The 21,709-nt window shown below is 70.6% G+C and carries 19 protein-coding genes, 3 tRNA genes and 1 pseudogene; 9 read left to right on the top strand and 14 right to left on the bottom strand.

The window, feature by feature from the left end:
* Positions 1-197 precede the first annotated feature (197 nt).
* The 4 genes and pseudogenes from ACWEJX_RS04385 to ACWEJX_RS04370 form a co-directional block, all read right to left on the bottom strand.
* Positions 198-269, bottom strand: a tRNA-Leu gene (locus tag ACWEJX_RS04385).
* Positions 270-368: 99 nt separating this feature from the next.
* Positions 369-441, bottom strand: a tRNA-Trp gene (locus ACWEJX_RS04380).
* 437 nt (positions 442-878) lie between these two features.
* A complete protein-coding gene (locus ACWEJX_RS04375) occupies positions 879-2,696 on the bottom strand; it encodes a recombinase family protein (RefSeq protein ID WP_451606019.1) in 1,818 nt (605 codons plus the stop codon).
* Between the two features lie 155 nt (positions 2,697-2,851).
* Positions 2,852-3,595 (bottom strand): annotated as a pseudogene (locus ACWEJX_RS04370) (endonuclease III domain-containing protein); the annotation flags it as partial.
* Between the two features lie 145 nt (positions 3,596-3,740).
* Between ACWEJX_RS04370 and ACWEJX_RS04365 the strand changes: the two are divergent.
* A complete protein-coding gene (locus ACWEJX_RS04365) occupies positions 3,741-4,415 on the top strand; it encodes a Crp/Fnr family transcriptional regulator (RefSeq protein ID WP_046910193.1) in 675 nt (224 codons plus the stop codon).
* Positions 4,416-4,529: 114 nt separating this feature from the next.
* On the opposite strand, the gene ACWEJX_RS04360 is transcribed toward ACWEJX_RS04365, so the two are convergent.
* From ACWEJX_RS04360 to ACWEJX_RS04340, 5 genes are all read right to left on the bottom strand, one after another.
* On the bottom strand, positions 4,530-5,414 hold the full coding sequence (locus tag ACWEJX_RS04360) for a prohibitin family protein (protein WP_451606018.1): 885 nt from the start codon (positions 5,412-5,414) through the stop codon (positions 4,530-4,532).
* Between the two features lie 225 nt (positions 5,415-5,639).
* The gene (locus tag ACWEJX_RS04355; protein WP_451606017.1) at positions 5,640-6,470 is read right to left on the bottom strand and encodes an MBL fold metallo-hydrolase; all 831 of its coding nucleotides are present in this window, start codon (positions 6,468-6,470) and stop codon (positions 5,640-5,642) included.
* Complete coding sequence (locus tag ACWEJX_RS04350; RefSeq protein ID WP_451606016.1) at positions 6,467-7,357, bottom strand: NUDIX hydrolase; 891 nt, start codon at positions 7,355-7,357, stop codon at positions 6,467-6,469. Before ACWEJX_RS04350 ends, ACWEJX_RS04355 begins: the two co-directional genes overlap by 4 nt.
* A 98-nt stretch (positions 7,358-7,455) precedes the next feature.
* Positions 7,456-7,923, bottom strand: coding sequence for a RidA family protein (locus tag ACWEJX_RS04345; protein WP_403793880.1), 468 nt, complete (start codon positions 7,921-7,923; stop codon positions 7,456-7,458).
* The gene (locus ACWEJX_RS04340) at positions 7,923-8,081 is read right to left on the bottom strand and encodes a DUF4177 domain-containing protein (protein ID WP_017947820.1); all 159 of its coding nucleotides are present in this window, start codon (positions 8,079-8,081) and stop codon (positions 7,923-7,925) included. The genes ACWEJX_RS04345 and ACWEJX_RS04340 overlap by 1 nt, the downstream gene beginning before the upstream one ends.
* A gap of 159 nt (positions 8,082-8,240) precedes the next feature.
* Between ACWEJX_RS04340 and ACWEJX_RS04335 the strand changes: the two genes are divergently transcribed.
* Both ACWEJX_RS04335 and ACWEJX_RS04330 read left to right on the top strand, forming a co-directional pair.
* Entirely contained in the window at positions 8,241-9,203 is a 963-nt protein-coding gene (locus ACWEJX_RS04335) for an ArsA family ATPase (RefSeq protein WP_451606015.1), read from the top strand.
* A 212-nt stretch (positions 9,204-9,415) separates the two neighbouring features.
* Positions 9,416-10,699: an ArsA family ATPase gene (locus ACWEJX_RS04330; RefSeq protein ID WP_451606118.1), complete on the top strand. Its 1,284-nt coding sequence runs from the start codon at positions 9,416-9,418 to the stop codon at positions 10,697-10,699.
* A 60-nt stretch (positions 10,700-10,759) separates the two neighbouring features.
* Here the strand turns inward: ACWEJX_RS04330 and ACWEJX_RS04325 are convergent, their stop codons facing one another.
* Positions 10,760-11,104 carry a WhiB family transcriptional regulator gene (locus ACWEJX_RS04325; protein ID WP_046910200.1) on the bottom strand — a complete coding sequence of 115 codons (345 nt, stop codon included), beginning with the start codon at positions 11,102-11,104 and terminating at the stop codon, positions 10,760-10,762.
* 392 nt (positions 11,105-11,496) lie between these two features.
* On the opposite strand from ACWEJX_RS04325, the gene ACWEJX_RS04320 reads away from it, so the two are divergent.
* Positions 11,497-13,719 (top strand): transglycosylase domain-containing protein, encoded by a 2,223-nt coding sequence (locus ACWEJX_RS04320; RefSeq protein ID WP_451606014.1) that lies wholly within the window; start codon positions 11,497-11,499, stop codon positions 13,717-13,719.
* Between the two features lie 165 nt (positions 13,720-13,884).
* Here the strand turns inward: ACWEJX_RS04320 and ACWEJX_RS04315 are convergent, their stop codons facing one another.
* Positions 13,885-14,349 carry a GatB/YqeY domain-containing protein gene (locus ACWEJX_RS04315; RefSeq protein ID WP_451606013.1) on the bottom strand — a complete coding sequence of 155 codons (465 nt, stop codon included), beginning with the start codon at positions 14,347-14,349 and terminating at the stop codon, positions 13,885-13,887.
* Positions 14,350-14,423: 74 nt separating this feature from the next.
* Between ACWEJX_RS04315 and ACWEJX_RS04310 the strand changes: the two genes are divergently transcribed.
* From ACWEJX_RS04310 to ACWEJX_RS04300, 3 genes are all read left to right on the top strand, one after another.
* Positions 14,424-15,362, top strand: coding sequence for a metallophosphoesterase (locus ACWEJX_RS04310; protein WP_451606012.1), 939 nt, complete (start codon positions 14,424-14,426; stop codon positions 15,360-15,362).
* Positions 15,363-15,445: 83 nt separating this feature from the next.
* Positions 15,446-16,129, top strand: coding sequence for a Pr6Pr family membrane protein (locus ACWEJX_RS04305; RefSeq protein WP_451606011.1), 684 nt, complete (start codon positions 15,446-15,448; stop codon positions 16,127-16,129).
* Positions 16,130-16,166: 37 nt separating this feature from the next.
* Positions 16,167-16,240 (top strand) — tRNA-Pro (locus ACWEJX_RS04300).
* A 190-nt stretch (positions 16,241-16,430) separates the two neighbouring features.
* Here ACWEJX_RS04300 and ACWEJX_RS04295 read toward each other — a convergent pair.
* The 3 genes from ACWEJX_RS04295 to ACWEJX_RS04285 all read right to left on the bottom strand — a co-directional run bounded on the left by ACWEJX_RS04295 (position 16,431) and on the right by ACWEJX_RS04285 (position 19,617).
* Positions 16,431-17,252 carry an alpha/beta hydrolase gene (locus ACWEJX_RS04295; RefSeq protein ID WP_451606010.1) on the bottom strand — a complete coding sequence of 274 codons (822 nt, stop codon included), beginning with the start codon at positions 17,250-17,252 and terminating at the stop codon, positions 16,431-16,433.
* Between the two features lie 183 nt (positions 17,253-17,435).
* Positions 17,436-18,008 carry a hypothetical protein gene (locus tag ACWEJX_RS04290; RefSeq protein ID WP_451606009.1) on the bottom strand — a complete coding sequence of 191 codons (573 nt, stop codon included), beginning with the start codon at positions 18,006-18,008 and terminating at the stop codon, positions 17,436-17,438.
* A 91-nt stretch (positions 18,009-18,099) separates the two neighbouring features.
* The gene (locus tag ACWEJX_RS04285; RefSeq protein WP_451606008.1) at positions 18,100-19,617 is read right to left on the bottom strand and encodes an alkaline phosphatase; all 1,518 of its coding nucleotides are present in this window, start codon (positions 19,615-19,617) and stop codon (positions 18,100-18,102) included.
* A gap of 202 nt (positions 19,618-19,819) precedes the next feature.
* Between ACWEJX_RS04285 and ACWEJX_RS04280 the strand changes: the two genes are divergently transcribed.
* Positions 19,820-20,338, top strand: coding sequence for an SAM-dependent methyltransferase (locus ACWEJX_RS04280; protein WP_403793896.1), 519 nt, complete (start codon positions 19,820-19,822; stop codon positions 20,336-20,338).
* A 96-nt stretch (positions 20,339-20,434) separates the two neighbouring features.
* On the top strand, positions 20,435-21,655 hold the full coding sequence (locus ACWEJX_RS04275; protein ID WP_451606007.1) for an MFS transporter: 1,221 nt from the start codon (positions 20,435-20,437) through the stop codon (positions 21,653-21,655).
* Positions 21,656-21,709 lie beyond the last annotated feature (54 nt).

Here is a 21,709-nt window from a genome sequence, read left to right as displayed (position 1 = left end):
CGCTCCACCTGGGCGGGCTTACAACCCCGTTCGTCTCACCCCTCAAGGGCGGGTTACTGATGGGCGGCCCAGGGCCCCCACGAACGGCATGGACTAGAGCCCACCCCCGGGTTCGAACCGGGATCTCTGTGGCCGATGTCCCGGACGAGCCGGGCCGGTACCACGCACCTCTACCGATTGGGTCAGGCGGGCTAGCTTGCGGCCGGCTGGATTCGAACCAGCGTTGCCCCCTCTCCGGGGGAGTCCTGTGCCCGTTAGACGACAGCCGCTTTAGGCGATTCCGCGGGAGCTACCCGCCACGCCAAGGGATCGAAGGACGAGCCCTGTTGGCGCGCTGCCGTCCCGGTGAGGGGAGTTTCACGCGCTCGCACGGGTGGGAGGAGTCGAACCTCCGCCGTCCCGGTTTTGGAGACCGGCGCTCTTCCGCTGAGCTACACCCACGAGGCCCGGGGCTCAGAACCCGGGTGGAGATCCACACCGGGGAGCCGCACGGGCGTGAGGGCGGGTACTCAGTCCGCCAGATGGCGCGTAGCCGGAAGGGTGCGCGGTATCCCCTGCCCTCACCCTGTATCTAGGGCGTGGATTGCCCGGAGGGGGCCGGGCGGAGGCCGGTCGGGCGGAGGCTCGTGGCGGGCCCGGTGACGAAGTGACGAAGTGGCGGGCCGGTCCGGGTTACCCCTACAGATAGGTTTTTGGATCTCCGTAGAGTGGATTGGACCTAATCGTCATTTCGTCACTTCGTCACTGGTAACTACTGGGTGTCCGATTGCCTGACTCTGTGTAGTGGCTTGGTTCTGGGCAATCTGCGCCCCGCCCCTCCGCCGAAGGTCCCGGGCACACGCAAAGAGGGCCGGACCCACCCGGCCCGGCCCTCCCTGTCACGCGCTCAGCTCGAAGGCGTCCGTCTCTGCCTCCGCGTCCACGAGCTTCACGAACTCGACAACGACCCGATCATCAATCTTGTAGCCGCCGCGGACTCGTCCGCCGTGCGCGTTCCCCGTTCGCTTGATCTTGACCCGCTGGACGAAGAGAGCAATGAGCTTCCGGCGCTCGTCCTGATCGGCGGAGGCCCACCACGAGCCTTCGCCCAGGGGGTCCGTCGAATCGCCATCGTTGTGAAGCCATGCCGCAAGGGGCAGCTCTACGGACTCCGGAGCGCTCAGGCCCTCCAACGCCTTCGTGGCCCGCTCGATGCGCGCTTCTATGTTCTCCTTGCGCTTCTTGAAGCGCTCCCGCCCAACGGGCCCGTCGTAGAGACCCGCCTCAAGGTCGTCGTACAGCTCTTCCACGGCCCGCTGAGCGTCCGCCCGCTCCGCCTTCAGCTCCGCCCGTTCAGCGGCTGTCTTCGGGTCTTCCTGACCCTGTGAGAAGACCAGCGTTGCCGCGCGAACCGCAAGGACGGTCTCCGGAGCCGGGTCGCTCCGCGTTGCGTCTTGGATCAAGGCGAAGACCTTGCGGGCAACGTGGTCATCGACGTGCGATTGCATCGCGCTGTTGCCGCTCGTGTGCTCGCCCTTCGCCGGCTTCGCCTGGGAATCCCGGGTGCACTTGTAACGCGGCTTCGGCCCGCTGTTGAGGCCCTTGAGCGGGCGGTTGCACTCACACACGGAGACGGGCTTCTTCTCCGCGTCCCGGAGGCCGGAGAGAAGCGACTCACCCCGTGCCAGCCCCTCACCCTGTCCGCGCCCGTTCAACCAGTCCTGAAGCTGGTACCACTCCGCGGGCGGGATGATCGGCTCACAGATCATGACGGGGCGCCCATCGTCGTCCCGATTGATGCGGTACCCGATCAGCGTGCTCGTTCGGGTGCCGTCTTCCTTGACCCGGTAGACGGGCTCAGCGCTCATACCAGCGATCACCGGGTTCATGAGGATGCCCTTGAGGGTCCGAACGCCCCACTGGGAGTTCTTCCGCTCCTTGCCCTTGTTTCGGCCTCGGGTCGGAACACCCCGCTCGTTCATGTCGGTGCAAATGCCGGAGAGGGAGCCGGGGTGCGCCTTCCTGGGCTGAATCGGGATGTGCATGTGTTCCTTGATCGTCGCCCAGATGCGGCGGAGGTTCGCCGCTTCCTTGGGGACGTGCACGAGCCGGTAGAGCGGGTACTTGCTGTCCGGGCTGAAGAACTTCTCCGACTGGAACCCGTACGTCGTCTGACCGCCCAGCCAGCTCCCTTGAGCACGCTGGGCCGCCTTCACGTCGCGAACCTTCTTGCTCTTCTTCTGGGACTCCTGGTGTACGGCGTCAAGCCGCATGATCAGGTAGATCAACGCCATGGTGTCGCGCGGGGCAAACACGCCGTCCATGACGCTGACGATCGTGATTCCCAGGCGGTGAAGCTCCGTGACGATCGGTATGGCGTCGGCTACCTCCCGGCGGGAGAAGCGGCTCACGTCGTAGACCACGAGCATGTTGAAGAGCCGGTTGCGGGCCGCCGTGAGCATGGCCTCAAAGCCCTCACGGTAGGCGTCTGGGTCCCAGCCTGAGACGCCGATGTCTTCGAAGTGGCGGAAGAACCGTGCTTCGCGCTTGCCGGCTTCGGCTTCGTTCGTGTCCCGCTGAACCATGGGGGACGCTTCGGTCTTGTCCGACTTCGCGGAGGACTGCCGTACGTAGCTGGCAGCGATCGTTTCGATCTGCGGAAGCTCGAAGGCGTCGAAGCCTGCCGGGCGTGCGGGGGCGAAGGTAGGCGGGACCACGGGGGGCCTCCCTGTCTCGTAGGTGCCGTGAGCCCGTTGGGGCTGTGCACCTGGGGACTAGGAAGCCGATTGCCTGTCTGTCGTACTGATCTGTGCGAACCCTAGGGAATGCACAGGTCAGGGGCATGTTCGGACCGTAGTCCCGAACGGTGAAACCCGAAGGCGTTGCCGAGCACGACGAAGGCGGTCTTGCGGCCCACACCGGGCAGCTTGACCAGGTCCGCCAGGCGGCCGGGGACCTCGCCCCCGAAGTCGTCCCGGAGCGCGGCGGCCAGGCCCATGATCGACTTTGTCTTGGCCCGGAAGAAGCCGGTCGGCCGGATCAGCTCCTCGACCTCCTCGGGGACGGCGGCGGCCAGGTCCTCCGGGGTCGGGTACGCCGCGAAGAGCGCCGGAGTGGTCTGGTTGACCCGCAGGTCGGTGGTCTGGGCGGACAGGACCGTGGCGACCAGGAGCTCGAAGGGGTTGCGGAAGTCGAGCTCGGGATGGGCGTACGGATAGACGTCGGCGAGCTCCCGGTTGATCTTCCGGGCCCGCCGGACCATGCCGAGGTGCGACTCGGGCCTGGCGGCGGCCTTCTTCGCGGTCTTCTTGGCGGCCTTCGCGCCGGGCTTCGCGGCAGCCGCCTGCCCGGCGGCGGCCACCTTGCCCGCCGACTCCTGCGCCGGCTCCTGCGCCGCCTTCTCCGCCGCCTTCTCCGCCGCCTTCTCCGCCGCCTTGTGCGGCGTCTCCTTCTTCACGGCTGCAGTCGTCTTCTTCGACGTGCCAGCCGCGCCCCGCGATGAGCGTTTTGTCGCATTTGCCTGTTTCGACACACCGCGTTCGCCCACAGCGGAATTAGCTTCGTCCCGCACTCTTCCAGCCCCCTTGGCCTGTGCTCTCACCGGCGAGTTGGACACCCGGCCAGCCTAGGGGCCGCCGCCGACATCCGCCCCGGGCGCACCCGATCACGACCCAATCGGGCCCCTGACGTACGGAAAGGCCCTCCGGTGAGTCAAACTTGTTGTGATTGATCGCACCTGAGGTCGACATAGGAGAGAACTCGTGGACGACGTTCTGCGACGCGCGCCGCTGTTCGCGGCGCTCGACGACGAGCAGGCCGCCGAGCTGCGCGCCTCGATGAGTGAGGCGACGCTCGCCCGTGGCGACGCACTGTTCCACGAGGGCGACCCGGGCGACCGGCTCTACGTGGTGACCGAGGGCAAGGTCAAGCTGCACCGCACCTCGCCCGACGGCCGCGAGAACATGCTGGCGGTCCTCGGCCCCGGCGAGCTGATCGGCGAGCTGTCCCTCTTCGACCCGGGCCCGCGCACCGCGACCGCGACCGCGCTCACCGAGGTCAAGCTGCTCGGCCTCGGCCACGGCGACCTCCAGCCCTGGCTGAACGCGCGCCCGGAGGTGGCCAGCGCCCTGCTGCGCGCCGTCGCCCGCCGCCTGCGCAAGACCAACGACCAGATGTCCGACCTGGTCTTCTCCGACGTCCCGGGCCGTGTCGCCCGCGCGCTCCTCGACCTGTCGCGCCGCTTCGGCGTGCAGTCGGAGGAGGGCATCCACGTCGTCCACGACCTCACCCAGGAGGAGCTGGCCCAGCTGGTCGGCGCCTCCCGCGAGACGGTCAACAAGGCGCTCGCCGACTTCGCCCAGCGCGGCTGGCTGCGCCTGGAGGCCCGCGCCGTGATCCTGCTCGACGTGGAGCGCCTCGCGAAGCGCTCGCGGTAAGCGGAGTCAGCGCACTCAGCGCTCTCAGCCGAGTCGTACGTACGAGAAGGGGGCCGCCCGGTCGATCCGGGCGGCCCCCTTTCGTCTGCGTATGGAGAGCGACGCTCTCTGTTTCTAGCGCTTCGATCCGTCCACGATCAGCGGGTTCGAGCCGCCACCGCCGCAGGGCACCGCGTAGACCGGGTTCTTGGCCGAGGCCTCCCGGTAGGCGTCGATGCACTGGTTCATCAGGACCTTGTCGGTCAGCGAGTCGTTGAGGATCTTGTTGGCGCGGGCGATGCCCTCGGCCTCGATACGACGCCGGTCGGCCTCGGCCTTCGCGGTGCGGGATGCCTCCAGGGCGCGCTCGGTGGCCTGCTGCTGCTGGATCTTGCGGTCGATCTGGTCCTGCAGGGCGTCGGACGGCTTCACGTTGCGCAGGTTGACCGTGGTGACCTGGATGCCGCGCGGGGCGAGCCGCTGCTTGATGAGGGCCGCGATCTCGGCGTTGATCCCCTCACGGTCGGAGGCGTACCCCTCCTCGCTGGTGTGGCGGGCGAAGACGTTGCGGACGATCTCACGGCTGTCCGGGTAGACCAGCCGCTGCTGGATGGCGTCCTCGCTGCCGGCCAGCCGGTACAGCTCGACGGCCTGCGACGGATGCACCGCCCACTTCACGGTGACCTCGGCGTACATCACGCCACCCTGCGAGGAGCGGACCTCGACCACCTCCTTGTCGGAGAGGTTGAGGTCCACCGGGCGCGTCGAGAAGGTCGTCACGCTGGTGAACGGCGACACCACGTGCAGGCCGGAGGAGAGCGGCGAGCCGACCTTGCCGAAGGCGACCGGGACGCCGACCTCGTACGCGCTGACGACGTACGTCATGCTCGTGACCAGCGAGAACAGGCCGGCGAGCAGGGCGCCGAGCGCACCCAGCTTGAGGCCGCGGGTGTCGTTCGCGCGGCCGACGAAGTAGAGCACCGCCGCTGTGATGACCAGCAGGATGGCTATGACGAACACGGGCTTCCCCCCGAGAGCTACGGCCAAATGTAAGCGGAGCGTAAGACACCCGCCGCAGCCCAGGGGTTCCAGGGTCCGGTCAGTTCATGGGGACGATCGGTTCAGAGGCCGATCGGATCGTAGGCCGATCGGATCAGAGGTCGGACGGATCAGGGGCCCGAACGGATCAGGGGCCGATCGGATCAGAGGTCGGACGGATCAAGGGCCGAACGGATCAGGGGCCGATCAGATCAGGTCGTGCTCGCGCAGGTAGTCCAGCTGCGCCCGCACCGAGAGCTCCGCGGCCGGCCACAGCGAGCGGTCCACGTCCGCGTAGACGTGGGCCACCACCTCCGGAGCCGTCCGGTATCCGGCCTCCACCGCCGTCTCCACCTGGGCGAGGCGGCTCGCCCGGTGCGCCAGATAGAACTCCACGGCCCCCTGCGCGTCCTCCAGGACCGGCCCGTGGCCCGGCAGGACCGTGTGGACGCCGTCGTCGACGGTGAGCGAGCGCAGCCGCCGCAGCGAGTCCAGGTAGTCCCCGAGCCGCCCGTCCGGATGGGCCACCATCGTCGTGCCCCGCCCCAGGATGGTGTCCCCGGTCAGCACCGCGCGGTCGGCCGGCAAGTGGAAGCAGAGCGAGTCGGAGGTGTGGCCCGGCGTCGGTACGACCCTGAGCTCGAGCCCGCCGGTGGTGATCACGTCACCGGCGGCGAGGCCCTCGTCGCCGAGCCGCAGCGCCGGGTCGAGCGCCCGCACCGTGGTCCGGGTCAGCTCCGCGAACCGCGCCGCGCCCTCGGCGTGGTCCGGATGGCCGTGGGTGAGCAGGGTGAGCCCGATCCGCTTGCCGAGCTTCTCGGCGGTCTGCACCACCCGCCGCAGATGGTCCTCGTCGAGCGGTCCGGGATCGATGACGACGGCGAGGTCGGCGTCGGGCTCGGCGACAATCCAGGTGTTGGTGCCGTCCAGGGTCATCGCGGAGGGGTTGGGCGCGAGGACGTTGACCGCGCGGGCGGTCGCCGGCCCGGAGACCACGGCCCCGCGCGGCTGCCCGGGAAGCGCGTGGGCGTCGCTCATATCGTCCCTCCTTCGCGTCCGGCCGAGGGGATGTGCTTCGTGAACTCATCGTGCCCCGGCCAGCTCAGGATCACCTCGTCGCCGTCGAGGCGCGCCTGCGCGAGCACGGGGGTCATGTCCTGGCCCCGGGCCGCGGCGAGGGCCTCGGCGGCCGTGCCGTACCGCTGCAGACCGCGCAGGGTGGAGATGGTCGGCGGCATCATCGTGAGCTCGCCGCGGTCGTAGCCGGCCGCCGCGTCCTGCGGGCGGATCCAGACGGTGCGGTCGGCCTCGGTGGAGGCGTTGCGGGTGCGCTGGCCGGCCGGGAGCGCCGCCACGAAGAACCAGGTGTCGTAGCGCCGCGGCTCGAACTCGGGCGTGATCCAGCGGGCCCACGCGCCCAGCAGGTCGGAGCGCAGCACCAGGCCGCGCCGGTCCAGGAAGTCGGCGAAGGAGAGCTCGCGGGCGACGAGCGCCGCCCGGTCCTTCTCCCAGTCGTCGCCGGTCGTGTCGCCGACGACCGAGTCCGGCGTCTGGCCGGCGAGCAGGACGCCCGCCTCCTCGTACGTCTCACGGACGGCCGCGCAGACGACGGCCTGCGCCTGCGCGGGGTCGGCGAGGCCGAGCCGGGCCGCCCACTCCTCGCGGGACGGGCCCGCCCAGCGCACCGGGTGCTCGTCGCGCGGATCGACGCCGCCGCCCGGGTAGGCGTACGCGCCGCCCGCGAAGGCCATGGAGGCGCGGCGGCGCAGCATGTGCACGAGGGGGCCGTCCGCACCGTCCTTCAGGAGCAGCACGGTGGCCGCCCGCTTGGGGGCCGCGGGCACGAGCTCACCGGCGGCGAGGGCGCGGATGCGGTCGGGCCATTCCGGTGGGTACCACTGACCATTCGACTGACCATTCGACATGGCCGGATGCTATGCGCAAGCATCGAAATGCACGAGAGCCGATTCCTCCTGGACGGGAGGAACCGGCTCCACACGTGTGGAAGGGCCGGGCTCGGGCCTCAGGCCTCCAGCTCCACCTGGACCTCGACCTCGACCGGGGCGTCGAGCGGGAGGACCGCCACGCCGACCGCGCTGCGGGCGTGCACACCCTTGTCGCCGAGGACGGCGCCGAGCAGCTCGCTGGCGCCGTTGACGACGCCGGGCTGGCCGGTGAAGTCGGGGGCGGAGGCGACGAAGCCCACCACCTTCACGACCCGCTTGATCCGGTCCAGGTCACCGGCGACCGACTTCACGGCCGCGAGCGCGTTCAGCGCGCAGGTGGCGGCGAGCTCCTTGGCCTCCTCGGCCGTCACCTCGGCGCCGACCTTGCCGGTCAGCGCGAGCTTGCCCGCGACCATCGGAAGCTGGCCCGAGGTGTAGACGTACACGCCCGACTGCACGGCCGGCTGGTACGCGGCGAGCGGCGGCACGACGTCCGGCAGGGTCAGGCCCAGTTCGGCGAGCTTCGCCTCGACGGCCCCGCTCATCAGGACTTCTCCCGCTTCAGGTAGGCCACGAGCTGCTCGGGGTTGTTCGGCCCGGGCACGACCTGGACGAGCTCCCAGCCGTCCTCGCCCCAGGTGTCAAGAATCTGCTTCGTCGCGTGCACCAGCAGCGGCACAGTCGCGTACTCCCACTTGGTCATGAGCCGACTGTAGCCGCTGCGGGGAGGCGCCCCGTTCCCGTAGGGGCTCATTCGGGGAGCGTCTCGGGGGTGTCTCCGGGGCTTCTCGGGGGCTTCTCGGGGGCTTCTCCGGGGCGGCCCTCTGATTGCTGCGGGCCGCCAGTGGTTAGGCTCGAAGACGTGAGCAGGCTCCAGGTCGTCAGCGGCAAGGGCGGTACCGGTAAGACGACGGTCGCCGCCGCACTCGCGCTCGCCCTCGCGACCGAGGGAAAGCGGACCCTCCTGGTCGAGGTGGAGGGCAGGCAGGGCATCGCGCAGCTCTTCGAGGCGGAGGCGTTGCCGTACGAGGAACGCAAGATCGCCGTCGCGCCCGGCGGCGGCGAGGTGTTCGCGCTGGCCATCGACGCCGAGCGCGCCCTCCTCGACTACCTCCAGATGTTCTACAAACTGGGCAGCGCGGGCCGGGCCCTGAAGAAGCTCGGCGCGATCGACTTCGCGACGACGATAGCGCCGGGCGTCCGTGACGTGCTGCTGACCGGCAAGGCGTGCGAGGCGGTGCGCCGCCGCGAGAAGCAGGGCGGCTTCACCTACGACTACGTGGTGATGGACGCGCCGCCGACCGGCCGCATCACCCGCTTCCTGAACGTCAACGACGAGGTGGCCGGACTCGCCCGGATCGGCCCGATACACAACCAGGCCCAGGCGATCATGCGCTTCCTCAAGTCGCCGGACACGGCGGTGCACCTGGTGACGCTGCTGGAGGAGATGCCGGTCCAGGAGACTGCCGACGGCATCGCGGAGCTGCGCGAGGCGGGGCTGCCCGTCGGCCGCGCCATCGTGAACATGGTCCGGCCGCACGTCCTCGACGAGGCGGCGGTACGGGCCGCCTCCGGCGCCCACCGGGAGGCCGTCGCCGGGGCGTTGGCGTCCGTCGGCATCAAGGGCGGTACGCGGCTGGTCGAACCGCTCCTGGAGCAGGCGGCGGAGCACGCTCAGCGGGTGGAGCTGGAGCGGACCCAGCGCGAGGCGCTGAACGCCATCGGCGTGCCGACGTACGAACTCCCCTTCCTGGGGGACGGGGCGGACATCGCCGGCCTGTACCGGCTGGCGAAGGAGCTGCGGGGACAAGGGGTGGGCGCGTGACGGCGGCCAAGGTGACCGGGACGAAGACCGGGGCGAAGACCGGAGCGAATACCGGGACGAAGACCGGGGCGAAGGCTGGGACCAAGAGCGGGACCGCGGACGGGACGGAGAACGAGACGACGAGCGGGACCGCGGACGGAGCGGAGGACAAGACGGCGGCGGGGAACGGGAAGGCCGTCCCGGGGGCGGGCGGTCTCGACACCGCGCCCGTCCTGGAGCTCGACCCGCTGCTCGACGACCCGGCCACCCGCATCATCGTGTGCTGCGGCGCGGGCGGCGTCGGCAAGACGACGACCGCGGCGGCGCTCGGCGTCCGGGCGGCGGAGCGCGGCCGGCGGGTGGTGGTGCTCACCATCGACCCGGCGCGCCGGCTCGCCCAGTCGATGGGCATCGACTCGCTCGACAACGTGCCGCGCAAGGTGGACGGCATCAAGGGCAGCGACGGCGGCGAACTGCACGCGATGATGCTCGACATGAAGCGGACCTTCGACGAGATCGTCGAGGCGCACGCGGACGCCGACCGGGCCCGGGCGATCCTGGAGAACCCGTTCTACCAGTCGCTGTCGGCCGGCTTCGCCGGTACGCAGGAGTACATGGCGATGGAGAAGCTGGGCCAGCTGCGGGCCCGGGACGAGTGGGACCTGATCGTGGTCGACACTCCGCCGTCCCGCTCGGCGCTCGACTTCCTGGACGCGCCGAAGCGGCTCGGGTCCTTCCTGGACGGGAAGTTCATCAAGCTGCTCATGGCCCCGGCGAAGGTCGGCGGCCGGGCCGGGATGAAGTTCCTGAACGTCGGCATGTCGATGATGACGGGCACGCTGGGGAAGCTGCTCGGGGGTCAGTTCCTGAAGGACGTGCAGACGTTCGTGGCCGCGATGGACACGATGTTCGGCGGCTTCCGGACCCGCGCGGACGCCACGTACAAGCTGCTCCAGGCGCCGGGCACGGCTTTCCTCGTGGTCGCCACGCCGGAGCGCGACGCACTGCGCGAGGCGGCGTACTTCGTGGAGCGGCTGGCCGCGGAGGAGATGCCGCTGGCCGGTCTCGTCCTGAACCGGGTCCATGGCAGCGGCGCCGCCCGGCTGTCGGCCGAGCGGGCGCGGGCCGCCGCAGAAAATCTTGACGAGGGCCGCATTGTGGATCAGGGCGCCGGGAAGACTGCTGGGCGTGGCCCCTTGGCCACTGCTCCCGAGCCGTCAGACCTCGCCACCGCCGCCGTACCGTCCCAGTTGTCCGCATCCGAGGCTGCCCCCACAGCCGACACGCACGACTCCGACGTCAGCGATCCGGACGTCAGGGAACTCACCGCCGGTCTGCTCCGACTGCATGCCGAGCGGATGCAGGTGCTCGCGCGTGAACAGCGCACGCGCGATCGCTTCACCGCGCTTCACCCGGAGGTGGCGGTCGCAGAAGTGGCCGCCCTTCCCGGTGACGTACATGACCTCGACGGACTGCGGGCCATCGGTGACCGTCTGACGGTCGGCCGCATACCGTAGCCGAGGCACGATCCCGCCGCGGGCGCCGCTCGGTGCGCCCGGCGGGGTCGACCGGCGGGGCTAACCCACCGCCGCGTACGTCTCGTACGTCGCGTCGTCGTCCATCGCCACGGGCAGCAGGCCCGCTCCCCGCTCGTACTCCGTGCGCGCGGTCTCCAGCAGCCGGCGCCACGAGGTGACGGTGGGTCGGCGGCGCAGCAGGGCGCGCCGCTCGCGCTCCGTCATGCCACCCCACACGCCGAATTCCACGCGGTTGTCGAGGGCGTCGGCGAGGCACTCGGTCCGCACCGGACATCCGGTGCACACCGCCTTCGCCCTGTTCTGCGCCGCACCCTGCACGAAAAGTTCATCCGGATCGGTAGTGCGGCAGGCCGCCTGCGCACTCCAGTCAGCTACCCAGCCCATACCGGCGCCGTCCTCTCCCGAATCGAGGCTCCCCCACGGCGGTAGCGGCATATTCACCGCTGCCAGTTGGGACGTTACGGAAGGTGGCGACAGCGCAACACCCCCTTCGGGCCCAATCTTGAATGGCCCGAACGGACTATGCGTGCGCGTGAGATCACCCAGGGGAGTGATCGAGGGACATAACTCCCTTTCCGGACATGACCCGGATTCGGACATGAACGTCCCGCGCTTCGGGTACGCGGAATCTCACGCCGATCAGGCCGGTCACGGCCGGTTTTCACGCCGATGTCACGCACGGGTCTTGATGCGGGACCCCACTGCTGTGACAGTTGGGAGCAGCTTAGGCCAAGGCATATACGTGTGTCCGGCGAATGAGAACGTAGGCTGCCCCCATGGCAAAGAAGCGCTCGGGCGGTGGTCTCACCCGGACCCAGCAAGCCGCCAAGTTCCTCGGTGTCAGTGTGCTCTCCGGAGCCGTGCTGGCGGGCATCGCCCTGCCCGCGGCCGGGGCGCTCGGACTGGCCGCCAAGGGCACGGTCGAGGGGTTCGACGAGATCCCGTCCAACCTGAAGACGCCGCCGCTGAGTCAGCGCACGACGATCCTCGACTCCGAGGGCGGCCACATCGCGACCGTGTACTCGCGCGACCGCAAGGTCGTGCCGATCGAGAAGATCTCGCCGTACATGCAGAAGGCGATCGTCGCGATCGAGGACTCGCGCTTCTACGAGCACGGCGCCATCGACCTCAAGGGCGTGCTGCGCGCCATCAACCGCAACGCGCAGTCGGGCGGGGTCGCGCAGGGCGCGTCCACGCTCACCCAGCAGTACGTGAAGAACGTCTTCGTCGAGGAGGCCGGCGACGACCCGGAGAAGGTCGCGCTCGCCACCCAGCAGACCATGGGCCGCAAGGTGCGCGAGCTGAAGTTCGCGATCCAGGTCGAGGAGGAACTGGGCAAGAAGAAGATCCTGGAGAACTACCTCAACATCACGTTCTTCGGGCAGCAGGCGTACGGCATCGAGGCCGCCTCTCAGCGCTACTTCTCCAAGCACGCCGCCGACCTGACCCTCCCCGAGGCCGCCATGATGGCCGGCCTGGTGCAGTCGCCGAGCCGCTTCGACCCGGTGAACGACCTCCAGGAGGCCACCAAGCGCCGCAACATCGTCCTGCAGCGCATGGCCGACGTGAAGGACATCAGCCAGGCGGAGGCCGACAAGGCGAAGGCCACCCCGATCAAGCTCAAGGTGAAGTCACCGAAGAACGGCTGCATCACCGCCGTCGACGGCGCCGGCTTCTTCTGCGACTACGTCCGCAAGACGATCCTCAACGACCCGGTCTTCGGCAAGACCGCCGAGGAGCGCCAGAAGCTGTGGAACCTGGGCGGTCTGACCATCCGGACCACCCTCGACCCGCGCGCCCAGGCCGCCGCCAACGAGGCCGCGGTCGCCAAGGTCGACAAGGACGACCCGGTCGCCGCCACGGTCGTCCAGGTCCAGCCCGGCACCGGCAAGATCCTTTCGATGGGCCAGTCCCGCCCGTACGGCCTCGACCAGAAGCTGCACCAGACGACGCTCAACCTCGCCGTCGGCAAGAAGATGGGCGGCACGACGTACGGCTTCCAGGTCGGTTCGACGTTCAAGCCGATCACCGCCGCGGCGGCCCTGGAGAAGGGGCTGAGCCCGGCCCAGTCGTTCTCGACGCCGTGGAAGATCTCGGTGCCGATGAACTCGTACACCACCTGCTCGGGCGCCCCGTCCGGCTCCGGCAACTGGGACCTGCAGAACGAGACGGAGGCCGAGACCGGCAGCTGGGACATGACCAGCGCGCTCGGCAAGTCCATCAACACGTACTTCGCCAACCTGGAGCAGATGACCGGGCTGTGCGAGACGGTGCAGATGGCGAAGAAGATGGGGTACGAGAGCGAGCTCGGCAAGACGCTGAAGGAGCTCCCCTCCATCACCCTCGGCGGCCAGGAGGCGACCCCGCTCGACATGGCCTCCGTCTACGCGACGTTCGCCAACCGCGGCACGTACTGCTCCCCCGTCATCATCGAGTCGATCACGACGGCCAACGGCGAGAAGCTGAAGGTCCCTCAGAGCCAGTGCTCGCGGGCGATGAGCGAGAAGACCGCCGACACCGTCAACCAGATGCTGAAGGGCGTCGTCGAGGACGGCACGGGTACCCGGGCCGGTCTGAGCGACCGCGACAACGCGGGCAAGACGGGTACCACCAACGACCGCAAGGACGCCTGGTTCGTCGGCTACACGCCGAACCTGTCCACGGCGGTGTGGGTCGGTGACGACGTCGGCGAGAAGCGGCCGATGTACGACATCACCATCGGCGGCCAGTACTACGACAAGGTCTGCGGTGGCTGCCTCCCCGGCCCGATCTGGAAGATCGCGATGACCGGCGCGCTCGACGCCGGCCAGACCCCGTCCTTCGTCCCGGTCGCCCTGCCGCGCGGCGCGAACCCCGAGGACAAGACGAAGGACCCGAGCAAGCGCCCCGACGACAACAAGCCGGGCGGCCCGCAGCCCGGCGCGACGCTCCCGGGCGGCATCGTCATCCCGCCGGACCTGATCGGCGGGACGACCGGCCGCGGCCACCACAAGCCGTAGAGCCGCACATCGCGGGCCCGGACGCCACCGGCCCGCGGAGTGCGGGCCCGGACACCGAGGGCCCGGACACCCGGGCCCGCGGAGCGTGGGCCCGGACACCGCATGACGAAGGGCGCCCCTCCCGGACCGGGAGGGGCGCCCTTCGTCTGTCTGTGGCCGAGGACGTCAGCCGGCGAGCAGCTTCTTCACGGCGGCGGCGACGCGGCCGCCCTCCGCCTGGCCCGCGACCTTCGGGTTCACGATCTTCATCACGGCGCCCATCGCGCGCGGCCCCTCGGCGCCGGCGGCCTTCGCCTCCTCGACGGCGGCGGCCACGACGGCCTCCAGCTCCTCGTCGCTCAGCTGCTTGGGCAGGTACGCGTCGAGGATCTCGCCCTCGGCCAGCTCGCGCGCGGCGGACTCGGCGCGACCGCCCTGGGTGAAGGCGTCCGCGGCCTCGCGGCGCTTCTTCGCCTCCTTGGCGATCACCTTCTGCACCTCGTCTTCGGAGAGCTCGCGCTTGGTCTTGCCCGCGACCTCTTCCTTGTTGATCGCGGCGATGGTCATCCGCAGGGTCGAGGAGCGCAGTTCGTCGCGCCCCTTGATCGCGGCGGTGAGGTCGTCCTGGAGCTTGGCCTTGAGCGTGGTCATGGGGTCAAGTGTGTCAGGTGACGGGCCCGTACCGCCCGCGCATTTCGGCTCACCGGGTCTGCGACGATAAGGGGATGCGCGCACGGTACGGGATCCCCCTGAAGATCACGGCCGGCCTCGCGGCGACGGCCGCGGCCGGACTCGTCTACGCGGCGGGCTTCGAAGCCCGCTCCTTCCGACTGCGCCGGGTGACCATCCCGGTGCTCCCCCGCGGCATGCGTGACCTGCGGGTCCTCCAGGTCTCCGACATCCACATGGTGTCCGGCCAGGGCAAGAAGCGCGCCTGGCTGCAGTCGCTCGCGGGGCTGCGCCCCGACTTCGTCGTCAACACCGGCGACAACCTCTCCGACACGGAGGCGGTGCCGGAGGTGCTCGACGCGCTGGGGCCGCTGATGGAGTTCCCGGGCGTGTACGTCTTCGGCTCCAACGACTACTACGGGCCGCGGCTGCGCAATCCCGCGCTCTATCTGAAGGAGAAGGTGCAGGGCAAGCACGGCCTGAACGGCAACCCGCCGGCGGTCGGCGCCGTGCACAACCCCTGGGAAGGCCTGCGGGACGCCTTCGACGCGGCCGGCTGGGTCAACCTCACCAACGCCCGCGGCCGGCTCAAGCTGCCCGACCTGGACCTCGCGTTCACCGGCATCGACGACCCGCACATCAAGCGCGACCGGTACGAGCGCGTCGCGGGCGGCCCCGACCGCGACGCGGACTTCACGCTCGGCGTGGTCCACGCGCCGTACCTGCGGGCCCTCGACGCGTTCACGGCGGACGGCTACGACCTGGTCCTCGCCGGGCACACCCACGGCGGGCAGCTGTGCATCCCCTTCTACGGCGCCCTGGTCACCAACTGCGACCTGGACACCGACCGCGTGAAGGGCCTCTCCACCCACACGGCCGGCGGCCACACCTCGTACCTCCACGTCTCCGCCGGCTGCGGCACCAACCGCTACACCCCGGTCCGCTTCGCCTGCCCGCCAGAGGCGACGCTGCTGACGCTGACGGCGCGGGACTGAGCCGTACGGGGCCGGCGACCGAGGCGTACGACTTCGGCCTCGCCGCCTGCGCCGCCACCCGTACGGCGCATACGGTGAGGCCCATGCCGTATCGCCTCACTGCCGTCTTCCGCACGCTGATCGCCCTGGCCGCGGCGACCGGCATCGTGCTCGAGTGCGTCGAGGGCAGCCCCCTCGTCGTCTTCAGCTTCTTCACGGTCTGGTCGAACACCGCCGTCGCCGTCGTCCTCGGCCTGGGCGCCGTGCGGGCATGGCGGCGCGAGCCACCGCTCCCACCGCTGTGGACGGGCGGGGTGCTCCTCTGCATCACCGTCGTCGGGCTCGTCTTCCACCTGGTCCTGGACAACGCGTCGAGCGAGTTCAACGCGGTCGACGCCCTCGCCCGCCTCACCGGCGCCCGGGCCGTCGCCAACCAGCTCCTGCACACCGTCACCCCGATCGGCGTGCTCCTCGACTGGCTCCTCCTCACCCGCCCGGCCGCCCTCCGGTGGCGCCACGCCGCCCAGTGGCTCGCGGCCCCCGCGGCCTACTTCGCCTTCGCCCTCACCCGCGGCGCCCTTGTCTCCCCCGACACCCCGACCCGCTACCCGTACCCCTTCCTGGACGTCCCCGCGCACGGCTACCCCGGCGTCCTCGTCAACGCGCTCGTCCTGGGTCTCGTCTTCTACGGCCTCGGCCTCGCTCTCGTCACGGCCGACCGCTTCCGACCTGCGGTGGCGGGCCGCGAGAACCGGATTTCGTCTCTGGGCGCGGGTGGGCTAAAGTAATCGATGTCGCCGCGAGGGAAGACCGAAACAGCGACATCGGGGTGTAGCGCAGCTTGGCAGCGCGCTTCGTTCGGGACGAAGAGGTCGTGGGTTCAAATCCCGCCACCCCGACAGCCGAAACAGCAGGTGAGGCCGGTACTGGATTCAGTACCGGCCTCACCTGTCTGTGTCTGCGGGCCCACGTCGCGTGGCTGTCGCTCCCCGCGTGTCCGGCCGCGGCGGATGCCGGCGACCGCCACCGTGGTGGCAGTCGCCTCGACCGCTTGCGGGGCGGGCGATCAGGCCCGCGAACGGCCCGGTGTCACTTCAGGTGACGGGTGAAGAACCGGGCTCCGGCGTCGACCTCGAACTGCGGGACGCCGGTGTGGCCGCCGAGATTGGCGTGCAGGGTCTTCTCCTTGGAGCCGAAGGCGTCGAAGAGGTCCAGGGCCGCCTGCCGGTCGTTCGCTTCGTCGTCCCACTGCAGCAGGACCTGCAGCGGAACGGTGACCCGGCGGGCCTCCTCGAACATGGCGGCGGGCACGAAACTCCCGGCGAAGAGGGCGGCGGCCGCGATGCGGGGCTCGACCGCCGCCAGGCGAATGCCGATGGAGATCACTCCGCCCTCGTACGCGACCGGGCCGCCGATCTCGGGCAGCTCCAGGAGGGCGTCCAGGGTGGCCCGCCACTCCGGGACCGCCAGGTCGACCAGCGGGAGGACGAGGGGGGCGACGATCTCGTCGCCGATCGGCTCGCCGGCCTGCATCGCCCGGCGCAGGTCGGCCCGGGCCTGTTCGAGGGCGGCCAGACGGGGCCGCGCGCCGCTTCCGGGGAGCTCGATGGTCGCCGAGGCGAAGCCGTACTCCGCCGCGTAATAACGGGCCCGCTCGGCCACCCGGGAGTACACCTTGTGCAGTCCGAGAGGGGGGAGACCGATCAGGATCAGCGGAGCCGGTGCGGACGCGGATACGGATCCGGGCGCGGGTGCGGATGCGGACACGGATCCGGGTGCGGGTGCGGACGCGGATCCGTGTGCGGGTGCGGACGCGGATCCGGGCGTCCACAGGAGGCCGGGGATCTCGCCCAGGGTGAATTCGCGCTCGAGGACGCCGTCGTCGAAGCGCTGCTCAGAAGTGAAGTGCATGGTCGTGCCTTTCGGGAGGGCTCGTGAAACGGCGCTCCCGGACGACGACCTATCGCCCGACCGTGACCCCGGAGGGGAGCACCCATGTCGATACTGCGTTCACGGGTACCACCTCCTCGTTCTCTTGCACGGCTTCCGGAAAAGTAGCAGCGGTGCCGTCGGCCGCCAAACGGTTTTCAGGGGCTACTCGTTGACCAGTACCGGTACGGAGACCACCGCGGCCGCCGGCGTCCCCGTGAGGCCCTTCGCCGGGATGGTGAAGTCGATGCCGTCACCGGTGGCGCGCGGGCCGTCGTGGTGATCGGTGCCGTGCGCGTCCTCGCCCTCCTCCTGGTACTGGAAGGAGCCGGTGCCGAGGAGGCGGCCGTGCGCGTCGTAGTAGGCGGCGCGGAGTTCGAGGGCCAGGACGTCGCTGACGTCGGAGGTGATGGCCAGGTGGCCGGTGACCCGCCGCTCGGCGGCAGCGGACGTGAGCGCCAGGCGGGTGAGGCGGACGCGGTCGGTGAAGGGGCCCTGTTCGACGCGGACTTCGCCCTTGGCGGGGGCCGGGGAGAGGGTCGGCGCGGCGGGCGGGGCGGTGCGCGGGGCGGGGAAGGTGACCTGGGCGGCCGCTGTGGCGGTCGGCCGGGACTCGGGGGCCGCGTCCCGCCCGGCGTCCGCCGAGGGGCCGCCGCAGGCGGTGAGCGTCGCGAGCAGGGCGGCCGGGGCGAGGAGGCCGAGCACGGCGGCCTTGGTGGTGCGGGTGAGCGGGCTCATCGGCGAACTCCGGGGAGGGTGGGGACCTGCGAAGACGAGGCGCGGGGCCGGGGCGCTCCGCGTGGGACGCGCCCCGGCCCCGCGAACGGGCTCAGTCGTTGCGCGGAGCCGTGCCGAACAGCGAGCGGTACATCTTGCCGTACAGCTCGACGTTGTTCTGGCTGACGGCGAAGCGCTTGCCGCCCGGACCGTACGCGTAGATCGGGACGTCGGCGCCGGTGTGGTTGCCGGACAGGTAGGACAGCCAGAGGCTGGCCTCGGGGCTGCCGTCCTGCACGTCCGCCGGGTCGTCCGGGGTGCGGAAGGTGGCCGGGCCGAAGTTCTTCGGGTCGTTCGCGCCGGCGCCGTTGACGATGCCGGAGGAGCGGGCCGGGTCCTTGACGTTGGCCGAGGAGGAACGCGACGGCGTGGAGTTGTTCGCCGGGTTGCCCGCGTCGGTGTTGGCCGGCGGGGCGGCCGCCTCGGCGTTGGTGAAGGTGCCCTTCTCGATGATGTTGAAGCCGGCGCACTCGTGGTCCGCCGTCACGACGACCAGGGTGTGGCCGTCCTTCTTGGCGAAGTCGACGGCGGCCTGCACGGCGTCGTCGAACGCCTTGATCTCACCGAGGGTCTGCGCCGCGTCGTTGGCGTGCGAGCGCTTGTCGATCTGGGCGCCCTCGATCTGGAGGAGGAAGCCCTTCTTGGAGCGGCCGTCGAGCAGGGAGATGGACTTCTTGGTCATCTCTGCGAGGGTCGGCTCCTGCCGCTGCGGCGCGTCGGCCGGCAGCTTGGCCTTGGCCTGCTCGACGGTCAGGTTGCCGCGGTTGAACAGGCCGACGACCTTGCCGCGCTTGACGTCGGCCAGGTCGGCCTTGGTGGCGACCTTCTGGGTGGCGGCGGTCTGCGCGGGCAGTGCCGGGTCGCCGAAGCTGCCGAGGACCTGGTAGCCCTGCGCCTGCAGCGCCTTCTGGTCGTCCGGCTCGAAGCGGGCCAGGCCGCCGCCGAGGATGACGTCGGCGGTGCCGTTGCGGGCGATCTGCTCGGCGATCGGCGTGATCAGGGTCTGGTCGGCCGGCTTGTCCTCGAAGGTGCCGTCGGCCTTCTTCGGCAGGCAGGAGGCGTCCGAGTAGACCGGGCCCTGGCAGCCGCGCAGCAGCGCGTGGCTGTACTGCGCGGCCGGGGTCGCGTCGGTGACCTCGGCGGTGGAGACATTGCCCGTGGCGAAGCCGGCCTGGTGGGCCTGCTCCATCAGGGTCGCCATCTTCTTCTCGTAGGCGTCGACGCTGATGGCGGCGTTGTACGTCTTCCGGCCCGTCGACCAGGCGGTGGCCGAGCTGGCGGAGTCGGTGACCAGCGAGGGCTGGTCGCTGCCCTTCTCGACGGCGTACGTGGCGACCGCGCCGTAGTTCGGCAGCCGCTCCATGTTCAGCTTGCCGGTGGCGCCGTAGTACCGCTCACGGGCGGCGGTGACGTGGGTGCGGCCCATGCCGTCGCCGAGCAGGTAGATGACGTTGCGTATCTCGTTGCCCTTGCCCCCGTGCTGGGGCGCCGAGTTGGCCGCCACGGCGCTGCCGGCGGCGAGGGCGCCGGTCGTGGCGACGACCGTCAGGATCCTGACGGATCTGCGCATGCGGATGCTCCTAGACGCTGGGCGTCACTCCCCGGCCCCGTCGTGTGCCGGGCGCGACGCACCCGGAAGAGCCGGGTGTCAGCGACGCTAGGAGCGGGCCGTGAACAGTCCGCGATGCCAGGGTGTCGTGAAGGGGAACAGGCCGGGCCTGACGGATTCCTTCCGGTGTCTCCGCCGCGGGCCGCCGCCGTAAGGTGGCCGCATGGCTGCGATTCCCCCGCGTTTCGCCTGGGCGCTGACGGTCCTCGATCTGAGGCCCGACGACCGCGTCCTGGAGATCGGCTGCGGCAACGGCGCGGCCGCCGCGCTCGTGTGCGAGCGGCTCTCCGGCGGCGGCGGACGGATCGTGGCGATCGACCGCTCCGCCAGGGCCACCGCCCTGGCGCGCCGCCGGCTCGCCGGGCAGATCGCCGCCGGGCGGGCGGAGGTCCGCACGCTGCCCCTGCTCGACCTGGCCGAACGGCACGAGTTCAACGCGGTGTTCGCCTTCAACGTCAACGTGTTCTGGACCCGCTCGCCGGACCGCGAGCTCGCCGTCCTGGAGCGCGTGCTGGTGCCCGGCGGGGCGCTGCACCTGTTCTTCGGGTACGGCGGGGGGCCGGCCGACCGCTCGACGCAGGCCGCCGCCCGGACGGCGGCCGCGCTCACGGCGTACGGCTTCCCGACCCGTACGACGACGTCCCCGTACGCCGTCTGCGTCAGTGCGTGGATGCCCGCGTGACCGTCGGCTTGGCGCTCGCCTTGGCGCTCGGCTCGGCGCTCGGCTCGGCGCTCGGCTTGACCCTCACATCAATGTGAATCTTTAACGATGTCGGGCATGACGACCACGACCTCGACTCGTAGCTGGACTCGTACGTCGACCCGTACCTCGAAACGTCCTGTCGACACGGACCAGAAGCTCCCTCTCTCACCCCTGCTCGCCCTCGCCACCGCCGCCTTCGTGGTGATCCTCACCGAGGCGCTGCCCGCCGGCGTCCTGCCCGAGATGGCCCGCGGCCTGTCCGTCGGCGAGTCGGCGGCCGGGCAGGCGCTGACCGTGTACGCGCTCGCCTCCGGGCTCGCGGCCGTGCCACTGGCCGCTCTCACCGCCGGCTGGCGGCGCAAGCGGCTGCTCGTGACGGCCGTGGCGGTGTTCGCCGTCGCCAACACCGTCACCGCCCTCTCCGCCAGCTATCCGCTGACCATGGCGTTCCGGCTGGTCGCCGGGGTCGCCTCGGCCGCCGTCTGGGCCGAACTCGTCGTCTACGCCCGCCGGCTCGCCCCGCCCCGCCTCGCCGGCCGGGCGATCGCCATCGCCATGGCGGGCATCCCACTCGCCCTCTCCCTGGGCATCCCGGCGGGCACCTTCCTCGGCTCGCTGGTCGGCTGGCGGGTGACCTTCGGGCTCGTCACCCTGGTGTCGGTGCTCCTGCTGGGGTGGATCCTCGTGTCGGTCCCGGACCACCCGGGTCAGCGGCCGGGCCGCCGCGAGCCCATCCTGCGGGCCGTCCGGCTGCCGGGCGTCGCCGCCGTGCTGTTCGTCGTCGCCGCCTGCGTACTGGCGCACAACACCTTCTACACGTACATCGCCTCGTTCCTCGACGTGTACGGCATGGGCGGCCAACGCGACGGCGTCCTCCTGGTGTTCGGCCTCGCGTCGATGGCGATCATCCTCGTCACCGGCGCTCTGATCGATCGCAGGCTGCGCGAACTCACCATCGGCAGCACGGTCCTGTTCCTGCTCGCCGCCGTGCTCCTGATCCCCTTCGCGGACCACCCGGTCGTCGTCTACGGCTCCATGGTGCTGTGGGGCCTCGGCTGGGGCGGGCTCGCCACCCTGCTGCAGACGGCGGTCACCGACGCGGGCGGCGACCGGGGCCAGGCCCTGCTCGTCACCGTCTGGAACACTCTGATGGCGGGCGGCGGCGTGACCGGCGGCGTCCTCCTCGACACCCTCGGCCCGGCGTCCTTCCCGTGGAGCGTGCTGCTGCTCCTGGTGCCGGTGCTGCTCGTGGTCGTCGGCGCGCGCACCCACGGCTTCCCCAAGCGCGGGGCTTGAGGAAACTCCACGGATAACCCGCTCTACGATGAGTCATCAAGAGAAGGGTGGGTC

It is taken from the genome of Streptomyces sp. NPDC004788 (genome assembly GCF_053601115.1).
Note: the sequence above shows the minus strand (reverse complement) of the source record. Positions and strands in the feature narration are given on the sequence as shown.